18 protein-coding genes are annotated in these 19,331 nt (G+C 68.6%); 13 read left to right on the forward strand and 5 right to left on the reverse strand.

From position 1 onward, the window contains the following. Positions 1–3: 3 nt before the first annotated feature. A complete protein-coding gene (gene ku / locus AC07PR_RS03905) occupies positions 4–1,026 on the reverse strand; it encodes a non-homologous end joining protein Ku (RefSeq protein ID WP_377155367.1) in 1,023 nt (340 codons plus the stop codon). Between the two features lie 217 nt (positions 1,027–1,243). On the opposite strand from ku, the gene AC07PR_RS03910 reads away from it, so the two are divergent. Continuing rightward, entirely contained in the window at positions 1,244–1,915 is a 672-nt protein-coding gene (locus tag AC07PR_RS03910) for a phosphoribosyltransferase (protein ID WP_495134839.1), read from the forward strand. 174 nt (positions 1,916–2,089) lie between these two features. Here the strand turns inward: AC07PR_RS03910 and AC07PR_RS03915 are convergent, their stop codons facing one another. The 3 genes from AC07PR_RS03915 to smc all read right to left on the reverse strand — a co-directional run bounded on the left by AC07PR_RS03915 (position 2,090) and on the right by smc (position 7,084). Beyond that, entirely contained in the window at positions 2,090–2,296 is a 207-nt protein-coding gene (locus tag AC07PR_RS03915) for a hypothetical protein (RefSeq protein WP_495134474.1), read from the reverse strand. An 83-nt stretch (positions 2,297–2,379) separates the two neighbouring features. Continuing rightward, on the reverse strand, positions 2,380–3,495 hold the full coding sequence (locus AC07PR_RS03920) for a cell division protein FtsZ (protein WP_377155370.1): 1,116 nt from the start codon (positions 3,493–3,495) through the stop codon (positions 2,380–2,382). Positions 3,496–3,571: 76 nt separating this feature from the next. Further along, a complete protein-coding gene (gene smc, locus AC07PR_RS03925; RefSeq protein ID WP_495134475.1) occupies positions 3,572–7,084 on the reverse strand; it encodes a chromosome segregation protein SMC in 3,513 nt (1,170 codons plus the stop codon). 315 nt (positions 7,085–7,399) lie between these two features. Between smc and queF the strand changes: the two genes are divergently transcribed. The 10 genes from queF (at position 7,400) to AC07PR_RS03975 (ending at position 17,033) form a co-directional block, all read left to right on the forward strand. After that, positions 7,400–7,831, forward strand: coding sequence for a preQ(1) synthase (queF, locus tag AC07PR_RS03930; protein ID WP_377161962.1), 432 nt, complete (start codon positions 7,400–7,402; stop codon positions 7,829–7,831). A 33-nt stretch (positions 7,832–7,864) separates the two neighbouring features. After that, complete coding sequence (locus AC07PR_RS03935; protein WP_377155372.1) at positions 7,865–8,290, forward strand: SET domain-containing protein; 426 nt, start codon at positions 7,865–7,867, stop codon at positions 8,288–8,290. 65 nt (positions 8,291–8,355) lie between these two features. After that, the gene (gene dapC / locus AC07PR_RS03940) at positions 8,356–9,606 is read left to right on the forward strand and encodes a succinyldiaminopimelate transaminase (protein WP_495134476.1); all 1,251 of its coding nucleotides are present in this window, start codon (positions 8,356–8,358) and stop codon (positions 9,604–9,606) included. Positions 9,607–9,689: 83 nt separating this feature from the next. Continuing rightward, the gene (dapD, locus tag AC07PR_RS03945) at positions 9,690–10,508 is read left to right on the forward strand and encodes a 2,3,4,5-tetrahydropyridine-2,6-dicarboxylate N-succinyltransferase (RefSeq protein ID WP_431103279.1); all 819 of its coding nucleotides are present in this window, start codon (positions 9,690–9,692) and stop codon (positions 10,506–10,508) included. 56 nt (positions 10,509–10,564) lie between these two features. Then, complete coding sequence (locus AC07PR_RS03950; RefSeq protein ID WP_377155375.1) at positions 10,565–11,731, forward strand: PilT/PilU family type 4a pilus ATPase; 1,167 nt, start codon at positions 10,565–10,567, stop codon at positions 11,729–11,731. Between the two features lie 32 nt (positions 11,732–11,763). Further along, positions 11,764–12,915: a succinyl-diaminopimelate desuccinylase gene (gene dapE, locus AC07PR_RS03955; protein WP_495134477.1), complete on the forward strand. Its 1,152-nt coding sequence runs from the start codon at positions 11,764–11,766 to the stop codon at positions 12,913–12,915. Beyond that, positions 12,912–13,814, forward strand: coding sequence for a 50S ribosomal protein L3 N(5)-glutamine methyltransferase (gene prmB, locus AC07PR_RS03960; RefSeq protein WP_495134478.1), 903 nt, complete (start codon positions 12,912–12,914; stop codon positions 13,812–13,814). Before dapE ends, prmB begins: the two co-directional genes overlap by 4 nt. Then, positions 13,811–15,832, forward strand: coding sequence for an ATP-binding cassette domain-containing protein (locus tag AC07PR_RS03965; RefSeq protein WP_495134479.1), 2,022 nt, complete (start codon positions 13,811–13,813; stop codon positions 15,830–15,832). Before prmB ends, AC07PR_RS03965 begins: the two co-directional genes overlap by 4 nt. A gap of 159 nt (positions 15,833–15,991) precedes the next feature. Next, on the forward strand, positions 15,992–16,549 hold the full coding sequence (locus AC07PR_RS03970) for a MarR family winged helix-turn-helix transcriptional regulator (RefSeq protein ID WP_495134480.1): 558 nt from the start codon (positions 15,992–15,994) through the stop codon (positions 16,547–16,549). 49 nt (positions 16,550–16,598) lie between these two features. Beyond that, entirely contained in the window at positions 16,599–17,033 is a 435-nt protein-coding gene (locus AC07PR_RS03975) for an organic hydroperoxide resistance protein (RefSeq protein WP_377155381.1), read from the forward strand. Between the two features lie 108 nt (positions 17,034–17,141). Here AC07PR_RS03975 and AC07PR_RS03980 read toward each other — a convergent pair whose 3' ends face one another. Further along, positions 17,142–18,068: an asparaginase gene (locus tag AC07PR_RS03980; protein WP_495134840.1), complete on the reverse strand. Its 927-nt coding sequence runs from the start codon at positions 18,066–18,068 to the stop codon at positions 17,142–17,144. A 123-nt stretch (positions 18,069–18,191) separates the two neighbouring features. On the opposite strand from AC07PR_RS03980, the gene lexA reads away from it, so the two are divergent. Together lexA and AC07PR_RS03990 are read left to right on the forward strand one after the other, a co-directional pair. Next, complete coding sequence (gene lexA, locus AC07PR_RS03985; RefSeq protein WP_495134481.1) at positions 18,192–18,869, forward strand: transcriptional repressor LexA; 678 nt, start codon at positions 18,192–18,194, stop codon at positions 18,867–18,869. Positions 18,870–18,886: 17 nt separating this feature from the next. Continuing rightward, on the forward strand, positions 18,887–19,192 hold the full coding sequence (locus AC07PR_RS03990; RefSeq protein WP_483106170.1) for a helix-hairpin-helix domain-containing protein: 306 nt from the start codon (positions 18,887–18,889) through the stop codon (positions 19,190–19,192). The last annotated feature ends 139 nt before the right edge of the window (positions 19,193–19,331 follow it).

A 19,331-nucleotide genomic window follows, 5' to 3' on the forward strand; every position in this document is an offset into this window, starting at 1 on the left:
CGCTCAGGCCGCCTTCTTCTTCGACTTCCCGCCGAGGCTGCGGCGCAGCAGCTCGGTGAGGTCGACGACGTTGCCGCCCTCGCCCGCCGATTCGGGCGCGGCCTCGAGCGGCGTGACGGTCTCCGTCTCGCCCTCGTCGACCTTGCGCGCGATCAGCGCGCGGATCGCGGCGGTGAACTCGTCGTGGTAGTCCTCGGGGTGCCAGTCGTTGCTCATCTCGTCGATCAGCTGGCGCGCCATCTGCAGTTCGGCGGGTTTGAAGCCATGCGCCGACTTGCCCTCGGCGGGCAGGTCGAGGTCGTCGCAGGGGCGGATCTCGTTGGCCCAGCGCAGCATGCCGATCATCAGCGCCGGTCCCGCGGGCAGCAGCGCGGCCAGGTGTTCCTTGCTGTGGATCACCAGCCGTGCGATCGCGATGAGGCCGGCGTCCGCCATCGCCTCGCGCAGCAGCGCGTAGACCTTGCCGGACTTGCCGATGGGCTCGAGGTAGTACGGCTTTTCCAGGTAGACGAAGGACACCTGGGTCGCGGGGACGAAGGTCTCGATCTCGATGGTCTGCGTGGTGGTCGGATAGGCCTTGCGGATCTCGTCGTCGGAGACCAGGACGTAGTCGCCGTTCTCCTGCTTCACGCCCTTGACGATCTGCGTCTTGTCGATGTCCTTGCCGGTGCGCTTGTTGATGCGCTTGTAGCCGACCGGGTCCATGGTGCGCTTGTCGAGCCAGTCGAAGTCGACGCGCTGGTCCCGGGAGGCCGGATACAGCGCCACCGGCACGTGCAGCAGACCGAAGCTGATCGCGCCCTTCCAGATCGCGCGGCGCGCGGCGGGAGCGTCGTCGCTGTCGCCCCGGGTCGACGCCGCGTCGGCGGATTTGCCCCGGGCCTTGGGGTGCGCCGCCTTTGCGGGCGACGCCCGGTCGGCATTGGAAGCGCGCTTGCGGCTCGCGCCGGAGGTGCTCCGACTGGCCGGGCGCGGGGCCGGTTTGCGGCTGCCCGTGGAGGACGTGGAGGTGGTTCTGCTGGGCATGGGGACCTCGACGGCGGATTCGATGGAATCCACTCATCGGCAAATCGCGCGCCCGTGAACCGAGGGAGGCCACGCCGGCACGGGCATCCGGCTTGCTCTGTCCTGGGGATGGAAACACCGCCGTTGCGAGGCCATCATGTCCCCGGAAGCCCACGCCATGCTGCTTGTCCGCCCCTCCTCCGACGTCCCCGATCCGGAGTCACGTGCCCGGTTGCTGATGGCTGTTGAGCAGCGATTCCTGGATCGGCGCGATGCGGGCCGACAACTGGCGAGCCGTCTGACGGCCTACGCGCATCGCGACGATGTGACGGTGCTGGCGCTGCCGCGCGGCGGCGTGCCGGTGGCGGCGGAGATCGCGCGGGCGCTGGAAGCGCCGCTGGACATCCTGGTCGTGCGCAAGCTGGGCCTGCCCGGACAGCCCGAGTACGCCATGGGCGCCATCGCCTCGGGCGACGTGCGCGTGCTCAACACGCAGGTGCTGCAGCAGCTGGCGATCAGTTATTCCGCGATCGACCTCGTGACCCGCGCCGAGACGCGCGAGCTGCACCGGCGCGAGAAGCTCTATCGCGGCGACCGGCCGATGCCACCGGTCGACGGCCGACAGGTGATCCTCGTGGACGACGGCATGGCGACGGGCGCGTCGATGCGCGCGGGCGTGCAGGCGCTGCGGGAATTGCGGCCGGCGAGGATCGTCGTGGCGGTGCCGGTGTCGTCGGCGGAGACCTGCCACCTGATCACGCAGGACGCGGACGAGGTCATCTGCGCGCGGACGCCGGAGCGCTTCCGCTCCGTCGGGCAGTGGTACGAGCGGTTCGAGCAGACGACGGATGAGGAGGTGCGGCGGTTGTTGGCGACTGCACCTGAAAGCGCTGCGACGGCAAAGGTTTAAGCCGCCATCGGTTCTGTCCGCTGATTCTCGTTCGTCCCCCAGCGCTCCGCACCCGATCGATGAAGGGATGCGCCGAGAGAAATGCCTGGAACTCCGCGTCTTCGGCAAGAAGAGGCCGAGCCTCGCTGGCTGACAGACTGAGGTCGTCCTTTCGAGAGTGCCAGATGGCGTGCATCACGCCCTCCGATGCATCAGTTCGTCATGGGCGGCGCCGAGCACCGCCCTGAGACGGACGTCGGCGTCCTGTCGGTAGAGCCACGCGGCCTCTCGCTCGATCGGTGCCTCGTACAGGCGATGACCCAGAAGTACCTCGAGCGGGGTCGCCCACGCCAGCATGTTGTTGGGAGCCCTGAAGAAGGAGCCGATATGCCGCTCCTGCATCCAGGTCTGCCCTGAGTCCCTGCCGGAATGAGCAACGGGCACCTTGCGGGTGCCCGTTGCTCATTCGAAGGCGCGTTCGGCGATCAGCTGAACAGGCGTCTCGCCACCGCGCTGCCCGCGGCGAGATCGCGCGCGGCCAGCGACTTGTAGAGCTCCGACAGTTCCTGTCCGATCGACTGGAACGCATGCAGGTTCAGGATCTGGTTGCGGTCGTCGCAGAGGTCGGCCTCGAAGTCGCGGGCCAGGTTGCGCGCCGATTCCTGCCAGGTCGCGAACGGCTCCAGCGCCTCCGGCGTCTGCAGCACGTCCAGCGACAGCGTCAGTTCCCGCAGCGCCGAGGCTTGCGGGTCTTCCGCCAGGGCCGCCTGGGCATCGAAGTTCAGCGTCAGCAGCGGCGGCGCGCCCTCCTCGGCCGCCGGCATCACCAGCCGGCCGGGAATCGATCCGGGCACGAACCCGTGCCGCAGCGCCCCCTGCTGCACGAAGCCCAGCGTCCACGCCGCGCCTCGCGCCTTCAGCACGATCGCCAGCTGCGCGTCGTGGCCCGCCGCGAACTGGTCGAGCTCACGCGCCCGGCCGACGACGTCCAGCATGTCCGGGAACTCCGGCATCGCACCGATGCCGTCCGCGAAGCCCTGGATCTTCTGCACGAACTCCGAGTACTCGATCTCGTTGAGCGCCCCGCTGCGGTTGGCCATCTGCAGCCCCGCCTGGAACTCGCCGTAGCGCTGGCCCGGATGCGGCAGCTCCCACTCGCCGCTGTCCGCATTCAGGCCTTCGATGTGGAACGGCTTCGTGCCCGCGCGCCGGCTGCCCGGCAGGTGCGACAGCGCCATCTCGCCGCTCACCGGCGACTCCGGCGTCATCGTCGCGATCGCGTCGATCAGCGCGTCGATCCGCGTCGACGCCTTGCGTGCCCGCGCCATCGCCGGCACCGTCTCGTCCAGCGTGCGCAGATCCATCGTGCGCGAGTCCACCGCCTCGCCGTCGGCCGTGCCGTCCAGCGTGACCGGCGACTGGCCCGTCGCGGCGCCGCCGGCGCCCAGGCTGGGCTCCTGGCGGTCGCCCGCCGGCACGATCGGCTCGGCGCGCCGCGGGCCCGCCTTGCGCGCGCTCCACCAGCCCTGCGCCAGCAGCCCCACCAGCACCACGCCGCCCAGCGCGGCCAACAGCGTCGTCAGGTTCCAGTCCGTCGTCATCGCTCATTTGCTCCTGCGGCCCCGCGCGGCTCGTGCGCCTTGTGCGCTTCGTGCGCCGCGATCACCGTCGTCATCCTCATTGCTCGGCCATCGCCAGCGCGGATTCCATGTCCACCGCCACGATGCGCGACACGCCCTGCTCCTGCATCGTCACGCCGATCAGCTGACGGGCCATCTCCATCGCGATCTTGTTGTGCGAGATGAACAGGAACTGCGTGATCTTGCTCATCTCCTGCACGAGCCGCGCGTAGCGTTCCGTGTTCGCGTCGTCCAGCGGCGCGTCCACCTCGTCCAGCAGGCAGAACGGCGCCGGATTCAGCTGGAAGATCGCGAACACCAGCGCGATCGCCGTCAGCGCCTTCTCGCCGCCCGACAGCAGGTGGATGGTCGAGTTCTTCTTGCCCGGCGGCTGCGCCATCACCTGCACGCCGGCGTCCAGGATCTCGTCGCCGGTCATGACCAGCTTGGCCTGGCCGCCGCCGAACAGGCTCGGGAACATGCGCCCGAAATGCTCGTTGACCTGGGTGAAGGTCGAGCCCAGCAGGTCGCGCGTCTCCAGGTCGATCTTGTGGATCGCGTCCTCCAGCGTCGTGATCGCGCTGGTGAGGTCGGCCATCTGCGAGTCGAGGAAGGTCTTGCGCTCGCGCGCCGCGCCCAGCTCGTCGAGCGCCGCCAGGTTCACCGCGCCCAGCGCCGCGATGTCGCGGTTGATGCGGTCGATCTCGCCCTGCAGGCCGTAGAGCTTGACGCCACCGTCCTCGACGCCCTTCGCCAGCGCCTCCAGGTCGACGTTCTGCGCCACCAGCTGTTCCATGAACTGCTGGCCGCCGAGCGCGGCCGCCTGCTCGTCAAGCTGCAGCTTGGTGATGCGCTCGCGCAGCGGCTCGAGCGCGCGCTCGATCGTCATGCGCTGCTCTTCGCTGCGCTTGAGGCGCTGGCTGAGGTCGTCGTAGTTGGCGCGAACGACGGCCAGCGCCTGCTCGCGCTCCATCTTCAGCGCCAGCGCGTCCTGCAGGCCGGCCTGCGCGGCGGCGTCGTCGAGCTCGGCGCGCTCTTGCGCCATGCTCTGCACCGTCTGCTCGTTGACCTGCACCTGCTGGCGCGAGGTTTCGATGCCGCGCTGCAGTTCGCCGCGCTTGGCCGCCAGCGCGCGGGCGCTGAAGACCGCCTCCTGCGCGCGGCGCTCCAGCACGCGCTGATGCTCACGGGCCTCGGTCAGCTTGCGCTCGGCGTTGATCACCGACTCGTCGAGCTCGGCATGTTTTTCCTGCGTCGTCGCGAGCTGCAGATCCAGTTCCTCGAAGCGCGCCTCGCCTTCCATGCGGCGTTCCATCAGCGCTTCGTGCTGCGCGTCGATCTCGCCGAGTTCGTCGTCGAGCTGCGTGCGGCGCGCGACGGCGGCCTCGGTCTGCTGCGCCAGGCGCAGCAACTCGACCTGCAGCTGATGCGCGCGGGCCTGCGTTTCCGAGGCCTCGCGGCGCACCACGGCCAGCCGCTGCGACGCGTCCGTGTAGCTCGCTTCGGCGCGCACGGCCTGGGCGCGCGACTCGTCGGCGATCAGGGTCTGCGCGCGCTGTTCGCGCTCGAGGTTCTCGATCTCCTGCGCACGGGCCAGCAGGCCGGCGGTCTCGCTGTCGGGGGCGTAGAAGCTCACCGCGAACTGGCTCACCGCGTGGCCGTCGCGGGTCATGATCAGCTCGCCATGGGTCAGCTTCGGACGCTGCGCCAGCGCGTCGCCGATGGACTCCGCCGTGTAGATGCCTTCGAGCCAGTCGTTCAGCAGCGCCTTCAGGCCGTTGGACTCCAGCTTGAGCAGGTCGCTCAGCGGCGACAGCGCGCGATGCGTGTTGACGATCTCACCGCTGGGCAGCGAATAGAACGCCAGCCGCGCCGGCGGCGGATCGGACGCGAAGGCCTGCACCGTCTCCAGCCGGCCGACCGAGAGCGCGCCCATGCGCTCGCGCATCGCGGCCTCGAGGGCGTTCTCCCAGCCCGGCGTGATGTGCAGCTGCGTCCACAGGCCCTTGATGTCCTGCAGGCCGTGCTTGGCCAGCCAGGGCTTGAGCTTGCCTTCGGTCTGCACCTTCTCCTGCAGCGCGCGCAGCGCGGTCAGGCGGGCGACGATGTCCGTCAGCCTCGCGGCCTGCTGCTGCGATTCGCGCTGCGCGTGCTGGCGGGCCTCGTCGGCGGCGGGCGCGGCTTCGGCGAGTTCCGCCAGACGCGCGTCGGCGACGGCCTGCTGTTCATCGGCGGCGACCGACAGGCGCTTCACCTCGTCGAGCTTGTCGTGCTGCGGCGCCGCCAGGCCCTGGCGCTCCTGCGCGAGGCGCTCGCGGCGGCCGCGCAGGCCCTTGAGCTGCTCGTCGACGCTGCGGCTCTCCGCGGCCAGCACCTGGATCTGCTGCTGGACCTGCGTCACCTGCGTGCGCTGCTCGTTGGCGCGGCCTTGCGCGGCGCGTACCTGGTCCTCGACCTCGGGCAGCTTCATCGCCTGTTCCTCGGCCTGGGCGGCGAGGATCTCGCTCTGCTCCTCGGCCTGGGCGATCTGGGTGGCGACGTCCTCGAGCTCGACCTGCGCCTGCTCGGCGCGGTCCTGCCACTGCTGGTTCTGCGCCTGCAGCTCGACCAGGCGCTGCTCCAGCCGCTGGCGGCCTTCGACGACGTAGCGGATGCGCTCCTCGAGCCGGCTGACCTCCATCTGCGCCTCGGCCATGCGGCCCTGCGCGGCGTGCAGTTCGTCGCCGGCGCCATAGTGGGCCTGACGGATGGTCTCCAGCTCGGCCTCGAGCTGGCGCAGCTCGGCCATCCGGGCCTCGAGCGCGTTGACCGCCTCCGAGTGCTCGGTCTTGACCCGCGTGGCCTCGCCCGCCGCGTCGCGATGCTTCAGGAACCACAGCTGGTGCAGCTTCAGCGTGCCCTGCTCCTGCAGGTTGCGGTAGTTCGCGGCGACCTCGGCCTGGCGCTCCAGCTTCTCGAGGTTGTTGTTGAGCTCGCGGAGGATGTCCTCGACGCGGGTCAGGTTCTCGCGCGTGTCGCGCAGGCGGAGCTCGGTCTCGCGTCTGCGTTCCTTGTACTTGGAGACGCCCGCGGCCTCCTCGAGGAACATGCGCAGTTCCTCGGGCTTGGATTCGATGATCCGGCTGATCGTGCCCTGGCCGATGATGGCGTAGGCGCGCGGCCCGAGGCCGGTGCCCAGGAACACGTCCTGCACGTCGCGGCGCCGCACCGGCTGGTTGTTGATGAAGTAGCTGCTGGTGCCGTCGCGGGTCAGGACGCGCTTGACGGCGATCTCGGTGAACTGGTTCCACTGGCCGCCGGCGCGGGCGCTGGTGTTGTCGAACACCAGTTCCACGCTGGAGCGGCTGGCCGGCTTGCGGTTGCCCGAGCCGTTGAAGATCACGTCCTGCATGGACTCGCCGCGCAGTTCGCTGGCCTTGCTTTCGCCCAGCACCCAGCGCACCGCGTCCATGATGTTGGACTTGCCGCAGCCGTTGGGGCCGACCACGCCGACCAGCTGCCCGGGCAGCTGGAAGGTCGTCGGATCGGCAAAGGACTTGAAGCCCGAGAGCTTGATCGAGTTCAGTCGCATCGGGTGGGATCACCGGCCGTCGCAGCCGTCACGTGATCTAAGCCTTTGATTTGATTGTGGAAACGCCCCTTGACGGGGCGCTCGATTCGCGGCGGATGATACCATCGCGCCCTTCGCATTCCGGCCGCCGCCGCCCTCTGAAGCAGCGACCCGGCCGCCACCCGCATTCATCCCCCGCCCATGGCCAAGAACACCCCCGTCAAGCCCGCGTCGACCGCGTCCTCCACCAAGGCACTGAAGGCTTCGAAGCTGAAGATGGTCGCACCGATCAAGGCCGCGAAGGCTGACACGGCCGTCCCGCCCAAGATGCGCGACATGCCGCCCAATCCGCCGAGCCGCCCGAGCAAGGAGATCCATGTCTTCCCCAACCCGGCCCCGGAGCGCGACTACGTCATCCAGTTCCAGATCCCCGAGTTCACCTGCCACTGCCCGCTGACCGGCCAGCCGGACTTCGCGCACTTCACGATCGACATGATCGCGGACCAGTACTGCGTCGAGCTCAAGAGCCTGAAGATGTACTTCTGGAGCTATCGCGACGAGGGCGCGTTCCACGAGAAGGTGACCAACACCATCCTCGAGGACATCGTGAAGGTCACGAACCCGCGCTTCATCCGCATCACCGCGAAGTGGTACGTCCGCGGCGGCATCTACACGAACGTCGTGACCGAGCACCGCAAGAAGGGCTGGAAGCCGCTGCCGGCGGTGGACCTGCCCGCGCACGGCTTCGAGAGCGGCCTGCTGCGCTGAGCGGCTGAGCGGAACTTCGACGGACGTCACCTGATGGCCCTGGCCTACGACACGGACACGCAGTTCGTCGCGGTCGCGCTCAAGCGCAGCCGCATCGACGGCTACGGCGTGTTCGCGGCCGAGGCCATCCCCGCCGGCACGCGGCTGGGCCTGCTGACCGGCGAGTCGATCACCGTCGCCGAGGCGCGCCGCCGCGCGCAGGAAAGCCAACGGCTGATGCTGGTGGAACTGTCACCGGCACGGGCGATCGACGCGAGCCGCTCGCAGGACGCGATGCGGTTCACGAACCACAGCTGCCAGCCGAATGCCCGCATCCAGGTCGAGGACGGTGAGATCAGCTTCTTCGCGTTGCGCGATCTCGGCCCGGGCGACGAGATCACCGTCGACTACGGCCTGACCCATCACGAGGGACGCCTGGCCTGCCGCTGTGGCGCGCCGGGATGTCGAGGTTCACTCTGATCGGCAAGCCTGCGTTGTCGATGTAAGTACCGGGAGCGGATCCCGGTCCCCCTATGATTCCGCGCATGAGTTCCACCCCTGTTTCGCCTCCGGTCAGCCCGCCGGTCAACCCGAGGCTCGCGCTGCTGAACCCCTACCCCTTCGAGCGGTTGCGCGCCCTGACCCAGGGCATCGTTCCGAACCCCGAGTTCCGGCCGATCTCGCTCGGCATCGGCGAGCCGAAACACCCGGCGCCGAAGTTGGTCGAGGACGCGCTGATGGCCAATCTCAAGGGCCTGTCGAGCTACCCCGCCACCGCCGGCGAACCCAAGCTGCGCGAAGCCATCGCAGGCTGGCTGCAGCGGCGTTATGCGCTGGCGCTCGATCCCGCCACGCAGATCCTGCCGGTCAACGGTTCGCGGGAGGCGCTGTTCGCGCTCGCGCAGGTGGTGATCGATCCGTCCCGCCCCGGCGCGACCGTCGTCTGCCCCAATCCGTTCTATCAGATCTACGAGGGCGCCGCGCTGCTGGCCGGCGCGACGCCGGCCTTCGCGAACTCCGACCCGGCGCGCAACTTCGCCGCCGACTGGTCGCGGATCGACGAGGCGACCTGGTCGCGCACCCAACTGCTGTACGTCTGCTCGCCGGGCAACCCCACCGGTGCGGTCATGCCGCTGTCCGAGTGGAAGACGCTCTTCGAACTCAGCGACCGGCACGGCTTCGTGATCGCGTCGGACGAGTGCTACTCCGAGATCTACTTCCGCGACGGCCCCGACGCCGCGCCGCTGTCGGGCCTGCAGGCCGCCGCCCGGCTCGGCCGGCCGGACTTCCGCAACCTGATCGCGTTCACCAGCCTGTCCAAGCGCTCCAACGTGCCGGGCATGCGCTCGGGCTTCGTCGCCGGCGACGCCGCGTGGATCAAGCGCTTCCTGCTGTACCGGACCTATCACGGCTCGGCCATGAGCCCGCTGATCCAGGCCGCGAGCATCGCCGCCTGGAACGATGAGGACCACGTCGTCGCCAACCGCGCGCAGTACCGCGCCAAGTTCGCCGCCGTCACGCCGCTGCTGGCCGAGGTCCTCGACGTCGCCCTGCCCGACGCGGGTTTCTACCTGTGGGCGGCCGTGCCAGACGGTAACGATATTGGCTTCGCCCAGGGGCTGCTCGCTCAATACAATGTCGGCGTTCTGCCCGGCAGCCTGCTGGCCCGCGACGCCCACGGCATCAACCCCGGCGCCGGCCGCATCCGCCTGGCGCTGGTGGCCGAACAGGCCGAATGCCTGGAAGCCGCCCGCCGCATCGTCGACTTCGTGAAGCAGCTTCAACCGTCGCCCTGACCGTTCACGGCTTCAGTCACGGCCTCACTCACGGCTTCACTCACACCGCTCTCCCCGCATCCCCTCGAACACATCCCCGCACCATGACGCAAGACCTGCAATCGATCATCGACCTCGCCTGGGAAGGCCGCGCCAACCTGACCTCCGCCAACAGCCCCGAAGTGCGCGCGGCGGTGGACGAGGTGATCGCCGCCCTGGACGCCGGCACGCTGCGCGTGGCCGAACGCAAGGCCGTCGGTGAATGGACCGTGCACCAGTGGGTCAAGAAGGCCGTGCTGCTGTCGTTCCGCCTGAACGACAACCGCCAGATGGGCGCCGGCGACATGACCTTCTTCGACAAGGTCCCGACCAAGTTCGGCGGCCAGACCGACGAGCAGCTGCGTGCCGCCGGCGTGCGCGTCGTGCCTCCGGCTGTCGCCCGCCGCGGCAGCTTCATGGCGAAGAACGTCGTGCTGATGCCGTCCTACGTGAACATCGGCGCCTACGTCGACGAAGGCACGATGGTCGACACCTGGGCCACCGTCGGCTCCTGCGCCCAGATCGGCAAGCACGTCCACCTGTCCGGCGGCGTCGGCATCGGCGGCGTGCTGGAGCCGCTGCAGGCCAACCCGACCATCATCGAGGACAACTGCTTCATCGGCGCCCGCTCGGAGATCGTCGAGGGCGTGATCGTCGAGGAGAACTCGGTCATCTCGATGGGCGTCTACATCGGCCAGAGCACCCCGATCTACGACCGCGAGACGGACACCGTCACGTACGGCCGCGTCCCGGCCGGCTCCGTCGTCATCAGCGGCAGCCTGCCGAAGAACGACAAGTACAGCCTGTACGCCGCCATCATCGTGAAGAAGGTCGACGCCGGCACCCGCGCGAAGACGTCCATCAACGAACTGCTGCGCGCCTGAGCCCACGAGCCTCACGACGCAACGCTGAAGAAGATCATCCGTCCGGAGGAGACCGCATGAGCACGGGAAACATGGAGCGCATCCTGCGCCTGATGGCCGAGAAAGGCGCATCCGACACCTACCTGTCGGCCAACATGCCGGTGCTGATCCGGATCAACGGGCAGATGCTGCAGCTGTCGGATCAACTCCTGACCCCGGCCCAGCCGCGCGCGCTGATCTCCGAGGTCGTCGACCCGCAGCACATGTCCGAGCTCGACACCAACGGCGAGCTCAACCTGGCGGTCTCCATCCCCAAGGTCGGCAGCTTCCGGCTGTCGGGCTTCCGCCAGCGCGGCTCGATCGCGGCGGTGTTCCGGCACATCCCGCACGTCATCCCGACGCTGGACAGCCTGGGCCTGCCGCCCATCCTGGCCAAGCTGATCACCGAAAAGCGCGGCCTGATCCTGATGGTCGGCGCGACCGGCACCGGCAAGAGCACCACGCTGGCGTCGATGCTGGAGCACCGCAACCAGACGATGACCGGCCACATCCTCACGATCGAGGATCCGCTGGAATACCTGTTCACCAACAAGCGCTCGCTGGTCAACCAGCGCGAGGTCGGCCGCGACACCGCGTCGCTGCAGATCGCGCTGAAGAACGCGCTGCGCCAGGCGCCGGACTGCATCCTGATCGGCGAGATCCGCGACCGCGAAACGATGACCGCCGCGATCTCGTACGCGCTGTCGGGCCACCTGGTCGTCGCCACGCTGCACGGCAACAACAGCTACCACGCGCTCAACCGGATCATGTCCTTCTACACGCCGGAATCGCGTCCGGCGATGCTGAACGACCTGGGCGCCGGCCTGAAGGCGGTGGTCTCGCAGCGCCTGGTGCGCGCCGCCGCGGGCGGCCGCGTGCCGGTCACGGAAATCCTGCTGAACACCAAGCTCGTCGCCGAGCTGATCGAGCAAGGCGACTTCGCCGGCGTCAAGGAGGCGATGGAGAAGTCGATGGCCGAGGGCTCGCAGAGCTTCGAGGAACACTTCGCCCGCCTCATCACCGAGGGCACGATCACCCGCGAGGAAGGTCTGGCCTTCGCCGACTCGCCGACCAACCTGCTCTGGCGTCTGCAGAACGACGGCCCCGGCGTCAAGCCCGGCGGCCCCGGCGCACCGAAGCGGGAAGAACCGGCCGAGGACACCGCCAACTTCACCTCCATCACGCTGGACGTGCAGCCGGGCTGAGGCCCGCGCCGCACACACGATCCCACCGACCGATGGACGACCTGACCCTCGCGCTGCTGGAGCAGTTGATCGCCCGCCCGTCGGTCACGCCGGCCGATGCCGGGTGCCTGGAATTGATCGGCGCGCGGCTGGCCGGGGCGGGCTTCACGCTCGAACGCATGGACAGCGGGCCGGACGACTTCCGCGTCAGCAACCTGTGGGCCGTGCGCCGCGGCCAGTCGGCGGACGGTCCGTTGCTGGTCTTCGCCGGCCACACCGACGTCGTGCCCACCGGTGACCTCGCGAAGTGGAGCAGCGATCCCTTCGTCCCGACCGTGCGCGGCGACCGCCTGTACGGGCGCGGCGCGGCCGACATGAAGACCTCGCTGGCGGCGATGGTCGTCGCCGCGGAAGACTTCGCCGCGATGCATCCCGACCATCGCGGCAGCGTCGCTTTCCTGCTGACGAGCGATGAGGAAGGCCCGGCGCGTGACGGCACGGTGGTCTGCGTCGAGCGCCTGCGCGCACGCGGCGAGCGGCTCGACTACTGCATCGTCGGCGAGCCGACCTCCGTCGAGCGCCTCGGGGACACCGTCAAGAACGGCCGGCGCGGCTCGCTCTCCGGCAAGCTGCGCGTGATCGGCGTGCAGGGCCATGTCGCCTACCCGCATCTGGCGCGCAATCCGGTCCACCAGGCCGCGCCGGCCCTGGCGGAACTGGCCGCGAGCGAATGGGATCGCGGCAACGCCTATTTCCCGCCGACGACCTTCCAGATCTCCAACATCGCCGCCGGCACCGGCGCCGGCAACGTGATCCCGGGCGAGATGGTGGTGGACTTCAACTTCCGCTTCTCGACCGAATCGACGCCAGAGGCTCTGCGCCAGCGGGTGCATGCGCTGCTGGACCGCCACGGCCTGGAGTACGCGCTGGACTGGACGCTGTCCGGCGAGCCCTTCCTGACGCCGGTGGGCGAGCTGTCGGCCGCGATCGTCGCGGCCATCGAGGCCGAGACCGGCGTGACCGCCGAGTTGTCCACGACCGGCGGCACCTCGGACGGCCGCTTCATCGCCAAGCTCTGCCCGCAGGTGGTGGAATTCGGACCGCTCAATGCGAGCATCCACAAGATCGACGAATACGTGCCGCTGGACCAGATCGCGCCGCTGACGCGCATCTACCGACGCACCCTGGAGAATCTGCTGCTGTGACGCTGTTGGAATTGATCGAGGCCCAGGCCGCCCGCCTCCGTGAGGCGGGCGTTTCGTTTGGGCATGGCACGACGAACGCCTTCGACGAGGCCGCCTGGCTGGGCCTGTGGGCGCTGGACCTGCCGCTGGACGCGCTGGACGAGCACGAGGCCGACGCCGTCGACGACGCTGGCCGGGCGAAGGTCGAGGCACTGGTCGCTGAACGCATCGCGACGCGCAAGCCGGCCGCCTACCTGACGCGCGAAGCGTGGCTGCAGGGCGTGCCCTTCTATGTCGATGAGCGCGCCATCGTGCCGCGCAGCTTCATTGCCGAGCTGCTGGCCGACGCGACCATCGACGCGTGGCTGTCGGACCAGACCACCCGCGTGCTGGACCTGTGCACCGGCAACGGCAGCCTGGCCGTGCTGGCCGCGATGGCCTGGCCCGATGTGGCGGTCGACGCCATCGACCTGAGCGCCGAGGCGCTCGCCGTGGCGGCGATCAACGTCGAGCGTCATCAGCTCGGCGATCGCATCCGGCTGCTGCAGGGCGACGGCCTCGCGCCGGCGCAGGGTCCCTACGACCTGATCCTGTGCAACCCGCCGTACGTGAACAGCACCTCGATGGCGGCGCTGCCGCACGAGTACCGCGCCGAGCCCGAACTCGCCCTCGCGGGCGGCGCCGACGGGATGGACTTCATCCGCACGCTGCTGTCCGACGCCCCCGCGCAGATGACGCCGCACGCGGTGCTGGTCCTGGAGATCGGCAACGAGCGCGCCTTCTTCGAGGCTGCCTTCCCTCAACTTGAATCCGCCTGGCTGGAGACCTCCGCCGGCGAAGACCAGGTCCTGCTGCTGACCCGCGAGGCGCTGGTCGCCGCGGGCTTCGGCGATGACGACGAACAAGGAGTTTCCCCATGATCACGCTGCGCAACATCGTGCTGCGCCGCGGCACCAAGGTCGTTCTCGATGACGCGAGCGTCGTGCTGCAACCCGGCGAGAAGGTCGGCCTCGTCGGCCGCAACGGCGCGGGCAAGTCCAGCCTGTTCTCGCTGCTGACCGACCGCCTGCACAGCGACAAGGGCGACGTGGAGATCCCGCGTCACTGGGCGCTCGCCGAAGTGGCGCAGCACATGCCCGAGACCGACATGCCGGCCACCGAGTTCGTGCTGGAGGGTGACGTCCGCCTGATGGCCGCGCGCCAGGCCCTGGCCGAGGCCGAAGCCGCCGACGACGGTCACGCCATCGCCGATGCCTACGCGCAGCTGATGGACGCCGGCAGCCTCGACGCCCCCGCCCGCGCGCAGGCGCTGATGATGGGCCTGGGCTTCAAGGGCGCGCAGGTCGATGCGCCGGTCAACAGTTTCTCCGGCGGCTGGCGCATGCGGCTGCAGCTGGCGCGCGCGCTGATGTGCCCGTCCGACCTGATGCTGCTGGACGAGCCCACGAACCACTTGGACCTGGACGCCCTGGTCTGGCTGGAAGCGTGGCTGCAGCGCTATGAAGGCACGATGATCATCATCAGCCATGACCGCGAATTCCTGGACGCGATCACCAAGGTCACGCTGCATCTGGACGATGCAAAGCTGTACCGCTACGGCGGCAACTACACCGCGTTCGAGTCGATGCGCGCCGAGCGCATGCTCCAGCAGCAGCAGGCCTTCAGCAAGCAGCAGGAGCGCATGGCGCATCTGCAGAAGTTCATCGACCGCTTCAAGGCCAAGGCCAGCAAGGCCAAGCAGGCGCAGAGCCGCGTGAAGGCGCTGGAGCGCATGGAGCGCCTCGCGCCGGTGCTGACGGCGTCGGACTTCAGCTTCGAGTTCCGCGAGCCGCTGAACCTGCCCAATCCGATGCTGATGTTCGACACCGTGTCCGTCGGCTACGACACGGACGAAGGCGAGAAGGTCATCGTGCGCGGCATCGACCGCTCGGTGCTGGCCGGCCAGCGCTTCGGCATCCTCGGCGCGAACGGCCAGGGCAAGTCGACCTTCGTGAAGACGGTCGCCCGCATGCAGCGCGCAATGGGCGGCACGATCACCGAGGGCAAGGGCCTGTCGATCGGCTACTTCGCGCAGCAGGAAATGGACGTGCTGCGGCCTGATGAAGGCCCGCTGATGCACATGATCCGTCTGGCCAAGGAGGTCAGCCCGAACGCCCGCGAGCAGGAGCTGCGCGACTTCCTCGGCCAGTTCCGCTTCGTCGGCGACATGGTGAACCAGGACGTGGGCAGCCTGTCGGGCGGCGAGAAGGCGCGGCTGGTGCTGGCGATGCTGGTCTGGCAGCGCCCCAACCTGCTGCTGCTGGACGAACCGACCAACCACCTGGACCTGCAGACGCGCGAGGCGCTGTCGATGGCGCTCAACGAGTTCGAGGGCACCGTCATGCTGGTCAGCCATGACCGCGCGCTGCTGCGCGAGGTCTGCGACGAGTTCTGGCTGGTGGCCGACGGCAAGCTGGCGCCCTTCGACGGCGACCTGGACGATTACCAGCGCTGGCTGCTGGATCGGTCCAAGGAGGCCGCGAAACTCGCCAAGGAAGAGGCCAAGCAGGCCCTGCGCAGCGCGCGCGCCAGCAGCGCGGCCTCCGCCCCGGCGCCGGCCCCTGTGGCCGTGGCAGCGGCGCCCGTGGCCGCCGTGCCGGTGACGCCGCCCGTCCCCGTCAAGCGAGAGGACCGCAAGCTCAGCGGCCAGGCCCGTCAGAAGCTGTCCGAGCAGACGCGCCCGCTGCGCAAGGAGATGGAGCAGATCGACGCCCGCATGAAGGCGTGGGCGGACGAACGCGCCGCGCTGGAAGCGCAGCTGTCGGGCGCGGGCCAGACGCCCGCGCAGATCGCGGACGCCGGCAAGCGCCTGAAGGCCATCGGCGACGAGATCGAGGCCGCGGAACTGCGGTGGCTGGAGCTCAGCGAGCAGGTGGACGCGATCCAGGCGACGGGCTGAGCCCCCCGTCCCGCTCCACAGCGACGCCCTGGTGGACCCTTGTCCCCGGGGCGTTTTTCTTTCTGGAACTTCGCGCCGCCGCCGCCGATAGTTCCCGTCAACCGCCTTCAAAGACCATTTCAATTGCGTGCAATTTAATTGCTCGCTATAGTTCAGCTCATGCCGAACACAAAGCGCTTCAACCCGCAGATCGCCGCCGCCCCGGCCGCGACCCGCGCCCAGCCGGCGCCCGCGGGCACGGACTGGCTGAAGCTGGATGTTCAGCTGTGCTTCGCGCTCTATTCGACCTCGCTGGCGATGACGAAGCTCTACAAGCCGCTGCTGGCTCCCCTGGGCCTGACCTATCCGCAATACCTGGCGATGCTGGTGCTGTGGGAGACCGACGGCCCGAGCGTCTCCGATCTGGGGCAACGCTTGAACCTGGACTCCGGCACGCTGACGCCGCTGCTGAAACGCCTGGAATCGAACGGCCTCATCGAACGCCGCCGCGCCATGGCCGATGAGCGCCGCGTCGAGATCCACCTGACGCCCGCCGGCCGCGCACTGCGTGAGCAAGCCGTCGCCATCCCCGAACAACTGGCCTGCGCCAGCGCCTGCGGTCCCGCCGAACTGGAGTCGCTGACAAGACGCCTGCATGAATTGCGAGCCAATGTACTGACCCATCTGGCACGCGATCCCGCCGATCCCGTCACTGTCGACGAGGATGGCGAGACCTGACCCCGAGTTGTCCGTTCACCCCTCACCCATCACCACCAAGGAGCCTCACATGGCCATCGAAAAAGCCCTCTACACCGCCACCGCCACCGCCACCGGCGGCCGTCAAGGCACCGCGCAATCGTCCGACGGCGCGCTGAAGGTCGATCTGTCCACGCCGAAGGAACTCGGCGGCGGCGGCGGCCCCGGCACCAACCCGGAACAGCTGTTCGCAGCGGGCTACTCGGCCTGCTTCATCGGCGCGATGAAGGCCGTCTCGGGTCGCAACAAGGTCGCGCTGCCGGCCGAAGTCTCGATCACCAGCGAAGTCGGCATCGGCCCCCACGCCAACAAGCCGGGCGCCTTCGGCATCGCCGTGTCGATGAAGATCTCCGTGCCGGGCATGGACCGCGCCGCGCTGGAGAAGCTGGTCGCCGAAGCCCATGAGGTCTGCCCGTACTCGAACGCCACGCGCGGCAACATCGACGTCACGCTGACGATCGTCTGATCATCCGGGTCCGGCTCGTTCCGGACTCTCGATGGAAAAAAAGCGCCGGCGATGCCGGCGCTTTTTCGTTGGCGCATGCTTGCGCGCGCGTTCGTTGGCGCTGTGAGATCAGCGGGAGCGCAGCAGCGTGAGCATCAATTCGATGCGCGCCGCCCAGGGCGACAGCGCGGCCGCGGGCTCGTCGGACGCGCCGACGATGCGCCCCTGCGCGCAGCGCGTCGTTCGCCAGACCGGGATACCGGCGTCCTTCAGCGCCTGCACCGGCGCGTCGAGCGCACGATTCAGCGTGCCGTTCCCGGTGCAGGCCAGCACCAGCCCCTGGAGCCCCGCCGCACGCCACGCGTCGAGCGAACGCGCTTCCGAGCCGGCGTGGCTGCCGAGCACCTCGACCCAAGGCCACCGCGACGCGTCTTCGGGAAGCAGACCCACACCCAACGCCTCACCTTGCGGCCAGTCGCGGAAACGGCGCAGCGCCCCCTCCTCCACCACGGCCAGCGGACCGGCGTCAGGCCCCGCCTCGAAGGCGTTCAGGCGATAGCTGTGCGTCTTTCGCAGCTCCAACCCGGACCACACCTGGCCCGCCACGACCGCGACGACGCCGCGCACGCCTTCGGCTTCGGCAACAGCCACCGCATCCAGCAGGTTCTGCGGACCGTCCGCCTGGATAGCCGTGGCCGGGCGCATCGCGGCCGTCAGGACCACCGGCTTCTTCGGCGCCAGCACGCGCTGCAGCAGGTAAGCGGTCTCCTCGAGCGTGTCGGTGCCATGCGTGATCACGATGCCGCGGACCTCGGGGCGATCCAGATGCTCCCGCACCCGAAGAGCGAGTCGCGCCCAGGTCGCGTGATCCATGTCCTTGCTGTCGAGCTGAGCCAGCTGCTCAGCCTCAAGCGCCTTCGACGCCAACGCCGGTACCGCGCTCACCAACGACTCGACCGACAGCGAGCCGGCCTTGTAGCCGACGTTGTCCGTCGCACTGCCGGAGGCCCCGGCGATGGTCCCGCCGGTGCCGATGATCACGAGGGTCTGGGCCACACTTTGCAATTTCTCGTCTCCTGTATAAAAATCCAGATGCTGGATGAATTCTCAGGCGGCCTTTGAACCATCAGGGTCGCCGCGTTCTCGACATCCGGTCCTCAATGGAAAAAAGGCTTGCTCGTGGATACACCGCCCAAACTCACTGCCCGGCAACAGCAGATCTTCGATCTGGTCCGCGACAGCATCGAGAGCACCGGCTCGCCGCCCACCCGCGCGGAGATCGCGCAGCAACTGGGATTCAAGTCCGCGAATGCGGCCGAGGAACACCTGCAGGCTCTGGCGCGAAAAGGCGTCATCGAGTTGGTCGGCGGTACCGCACGTGGGATCCGCCTGCCGTCGACCGCCTTGCGTCAGGTCAATCGCGCCCGGGAGCACAGCCAGTTCGCGCTCCCGCTGGCGAGCCTCGCACAGTTGACGCTGCCGCTCGTGGGCCGCGTCGCTGCCGGCGCGCCTATCCTCGCCGAGGAACATGTCGAGCAGCACTATAGCGTCGACCCCACGATGTTCTCGAAGGCGCCCGACTTCCTGCTCCGCGTCAAAGGCATGAGCATGAAGGACATCGGCATCATGGACGGCGACCTGCTCGCCGTTCAGAAGATCAGCGAGGCGCGCAACGGCCAGGTCGTCGTGGCGCGCATCGGTGAAGAGGTCACCGTGAAGCGCTTTCAGCGCCATGCCGACGGCATTCGCCTGCTGCCGGAGAACCCGGACTTCCAACCGATCGAGGTCACCCCCGATGAGGAGTTTGCGATCGAAGGCCTGGCAGTCGGTCTGATCCGTTCCGGCGGCTTTCACTGAGCGCCGCCATCCCCCTCATGAGCGCGCGAAAGACGCACAGCAAAGCAGCCTCGGCCGCCGAATGCGCGTCTCTGCGGCAGATTCCCAACATCGGACCGGCGATGGTGCGGGATTTCGAGTTGATGGGGATTCATCAGCCGATGGATCTCGTGGGCGCCGATGCCTTCGCGCTGTATCAGCGGATTTGCAAACTCACCGGTCAGCGGCATGACCCGTGCGTCCTGGATACTTATATGGCCGCCGTCGATTTCATGAACGGCGGCCCTCCCCGTGATTGGTGGAGTTATACGGCGCAGCGCAAGCGCGAGTATCCGGATATCTGATTGAAGAACAAAAGCGACGACCAAAGAAAAAACCCTGCTGATTTGCATCGACAGGGTTTTAATGTTGGCGGAGTGGACGGGGCTCGAACCCGCGACCCCCGGCGTGACAGGCCGGTATTCTAACCAACTGAACTACCAC

Source organism: Roseateles sp. GW821-FHT09H11, from assembly GCF_059415845.1.

Excerpts from the sequence above, each read along its gene's own strand:
- AC07PR_RS03975 (WP_377155381.1), top strand. The coding sequence starts at position 16,599 with ATGGCCATCGAAAAAGCCCTCTACACCGCCACCGCCACCGCCACCGGC.
- AC07PR_RS03920 (WP_377155370.1), bottom strand. The coding sequence starts at position 3,495 with ATGACGACGGACTGGAACCTGACGACGCTGTTGGCCGCGCTGGGCGGC.
- AC07PR_RS03970 (WP_495134480.1), top strand. The coding sequence starts at position 15,992 with ATGCCGAACACAAAGCGCTTCAACCCGCAGATCGCCGCCGCCCCGGCC.
- queF (WP_377161962.1), top strand. The coding sequence starts at position 7,400 with ATGCCGCCCAATCCGCCGAGCCGCCCGAGCAAGGAGATCCATGTCTTC.
- AC07PR_RS03935 (WP_377155372.1), top strand. The coding sequence starts at position 7,865 with ATGGCCCTGGCCTACGACACGGACACGCAGTTCGTCGCGGTCGCGCTC.
- ku (WP_377155367.1), bottom strand. The coding sequence starts at position 1,026 with ATGCCCAGCAGAACCACCTCCACGTCCTCCACGGGCAGCCGCAAACCG.
- AC07PR_RS03915 (WP_495134474.1), bottom strand. The coding sequence starts at position 2,296 with ATGCAGGAGCGGCATATCGGCTCCTTCTTCAGGGCTCCCAACAACATG.
- dapC (WP_495134476.1), top strand. The coding sequence starts at position 8,356 with ATGAGTTCCACCCCTGTTTCGCCTCCGGTCAGCCCGCCGGTCAACCCG.
- AC07PR_RS03950 (WP_377155375.1), top strand. The coding sequence starts at position 10,565 with ATGAGCACGGGAAACATGGAGCGCATCCTGCGCCTGATGGCCGAGAAA.
- AC07PR_RS03910 (WP_495134839.1), top strand. The coding sequence starts at position 1,244 with ATGGCTGTTGAGCAGCGATTCCTGGATCGGCGCGATGCGGGCCGACAA.
- AC07PR_RS03965 (WP_495134479.1), top strand. The coding sequence starts at position 13,811 with ATGATCACGCTGCGCAACATCGTGCTGCGCCGCGGCACCAAGGTCGTT.
- smc (WP_495134475.1), bottom strand. The coding sequence starts at position 7,084 with ATGCGACTGAACTCGATCAAGCTCTCGGGCTTCAAGTCCTTTGCCGAT.
- dapE (WP_495134477.1), top strand. The coding sequence starts at position 11,764 with ATGGACGACCTGACCCTCGCGCTGCTGGAGCAGTTGATCGCCCGCCCG.
- dapD (WP_431103279.1), top strand. The coding sequence starts at position 9,690 with ATGACGCAAGACCTGCAATCGATCATCGACCTCGCCTGGGAAGGCCGC.
- AC07PR_RS03990 (WP_483106170.1), top strand. The coding sequence starts at position 18,887 with ATGAGCGCGCGAAAGACGCACAGCAAAGCAGCCTCGGCCGCCGAATGC.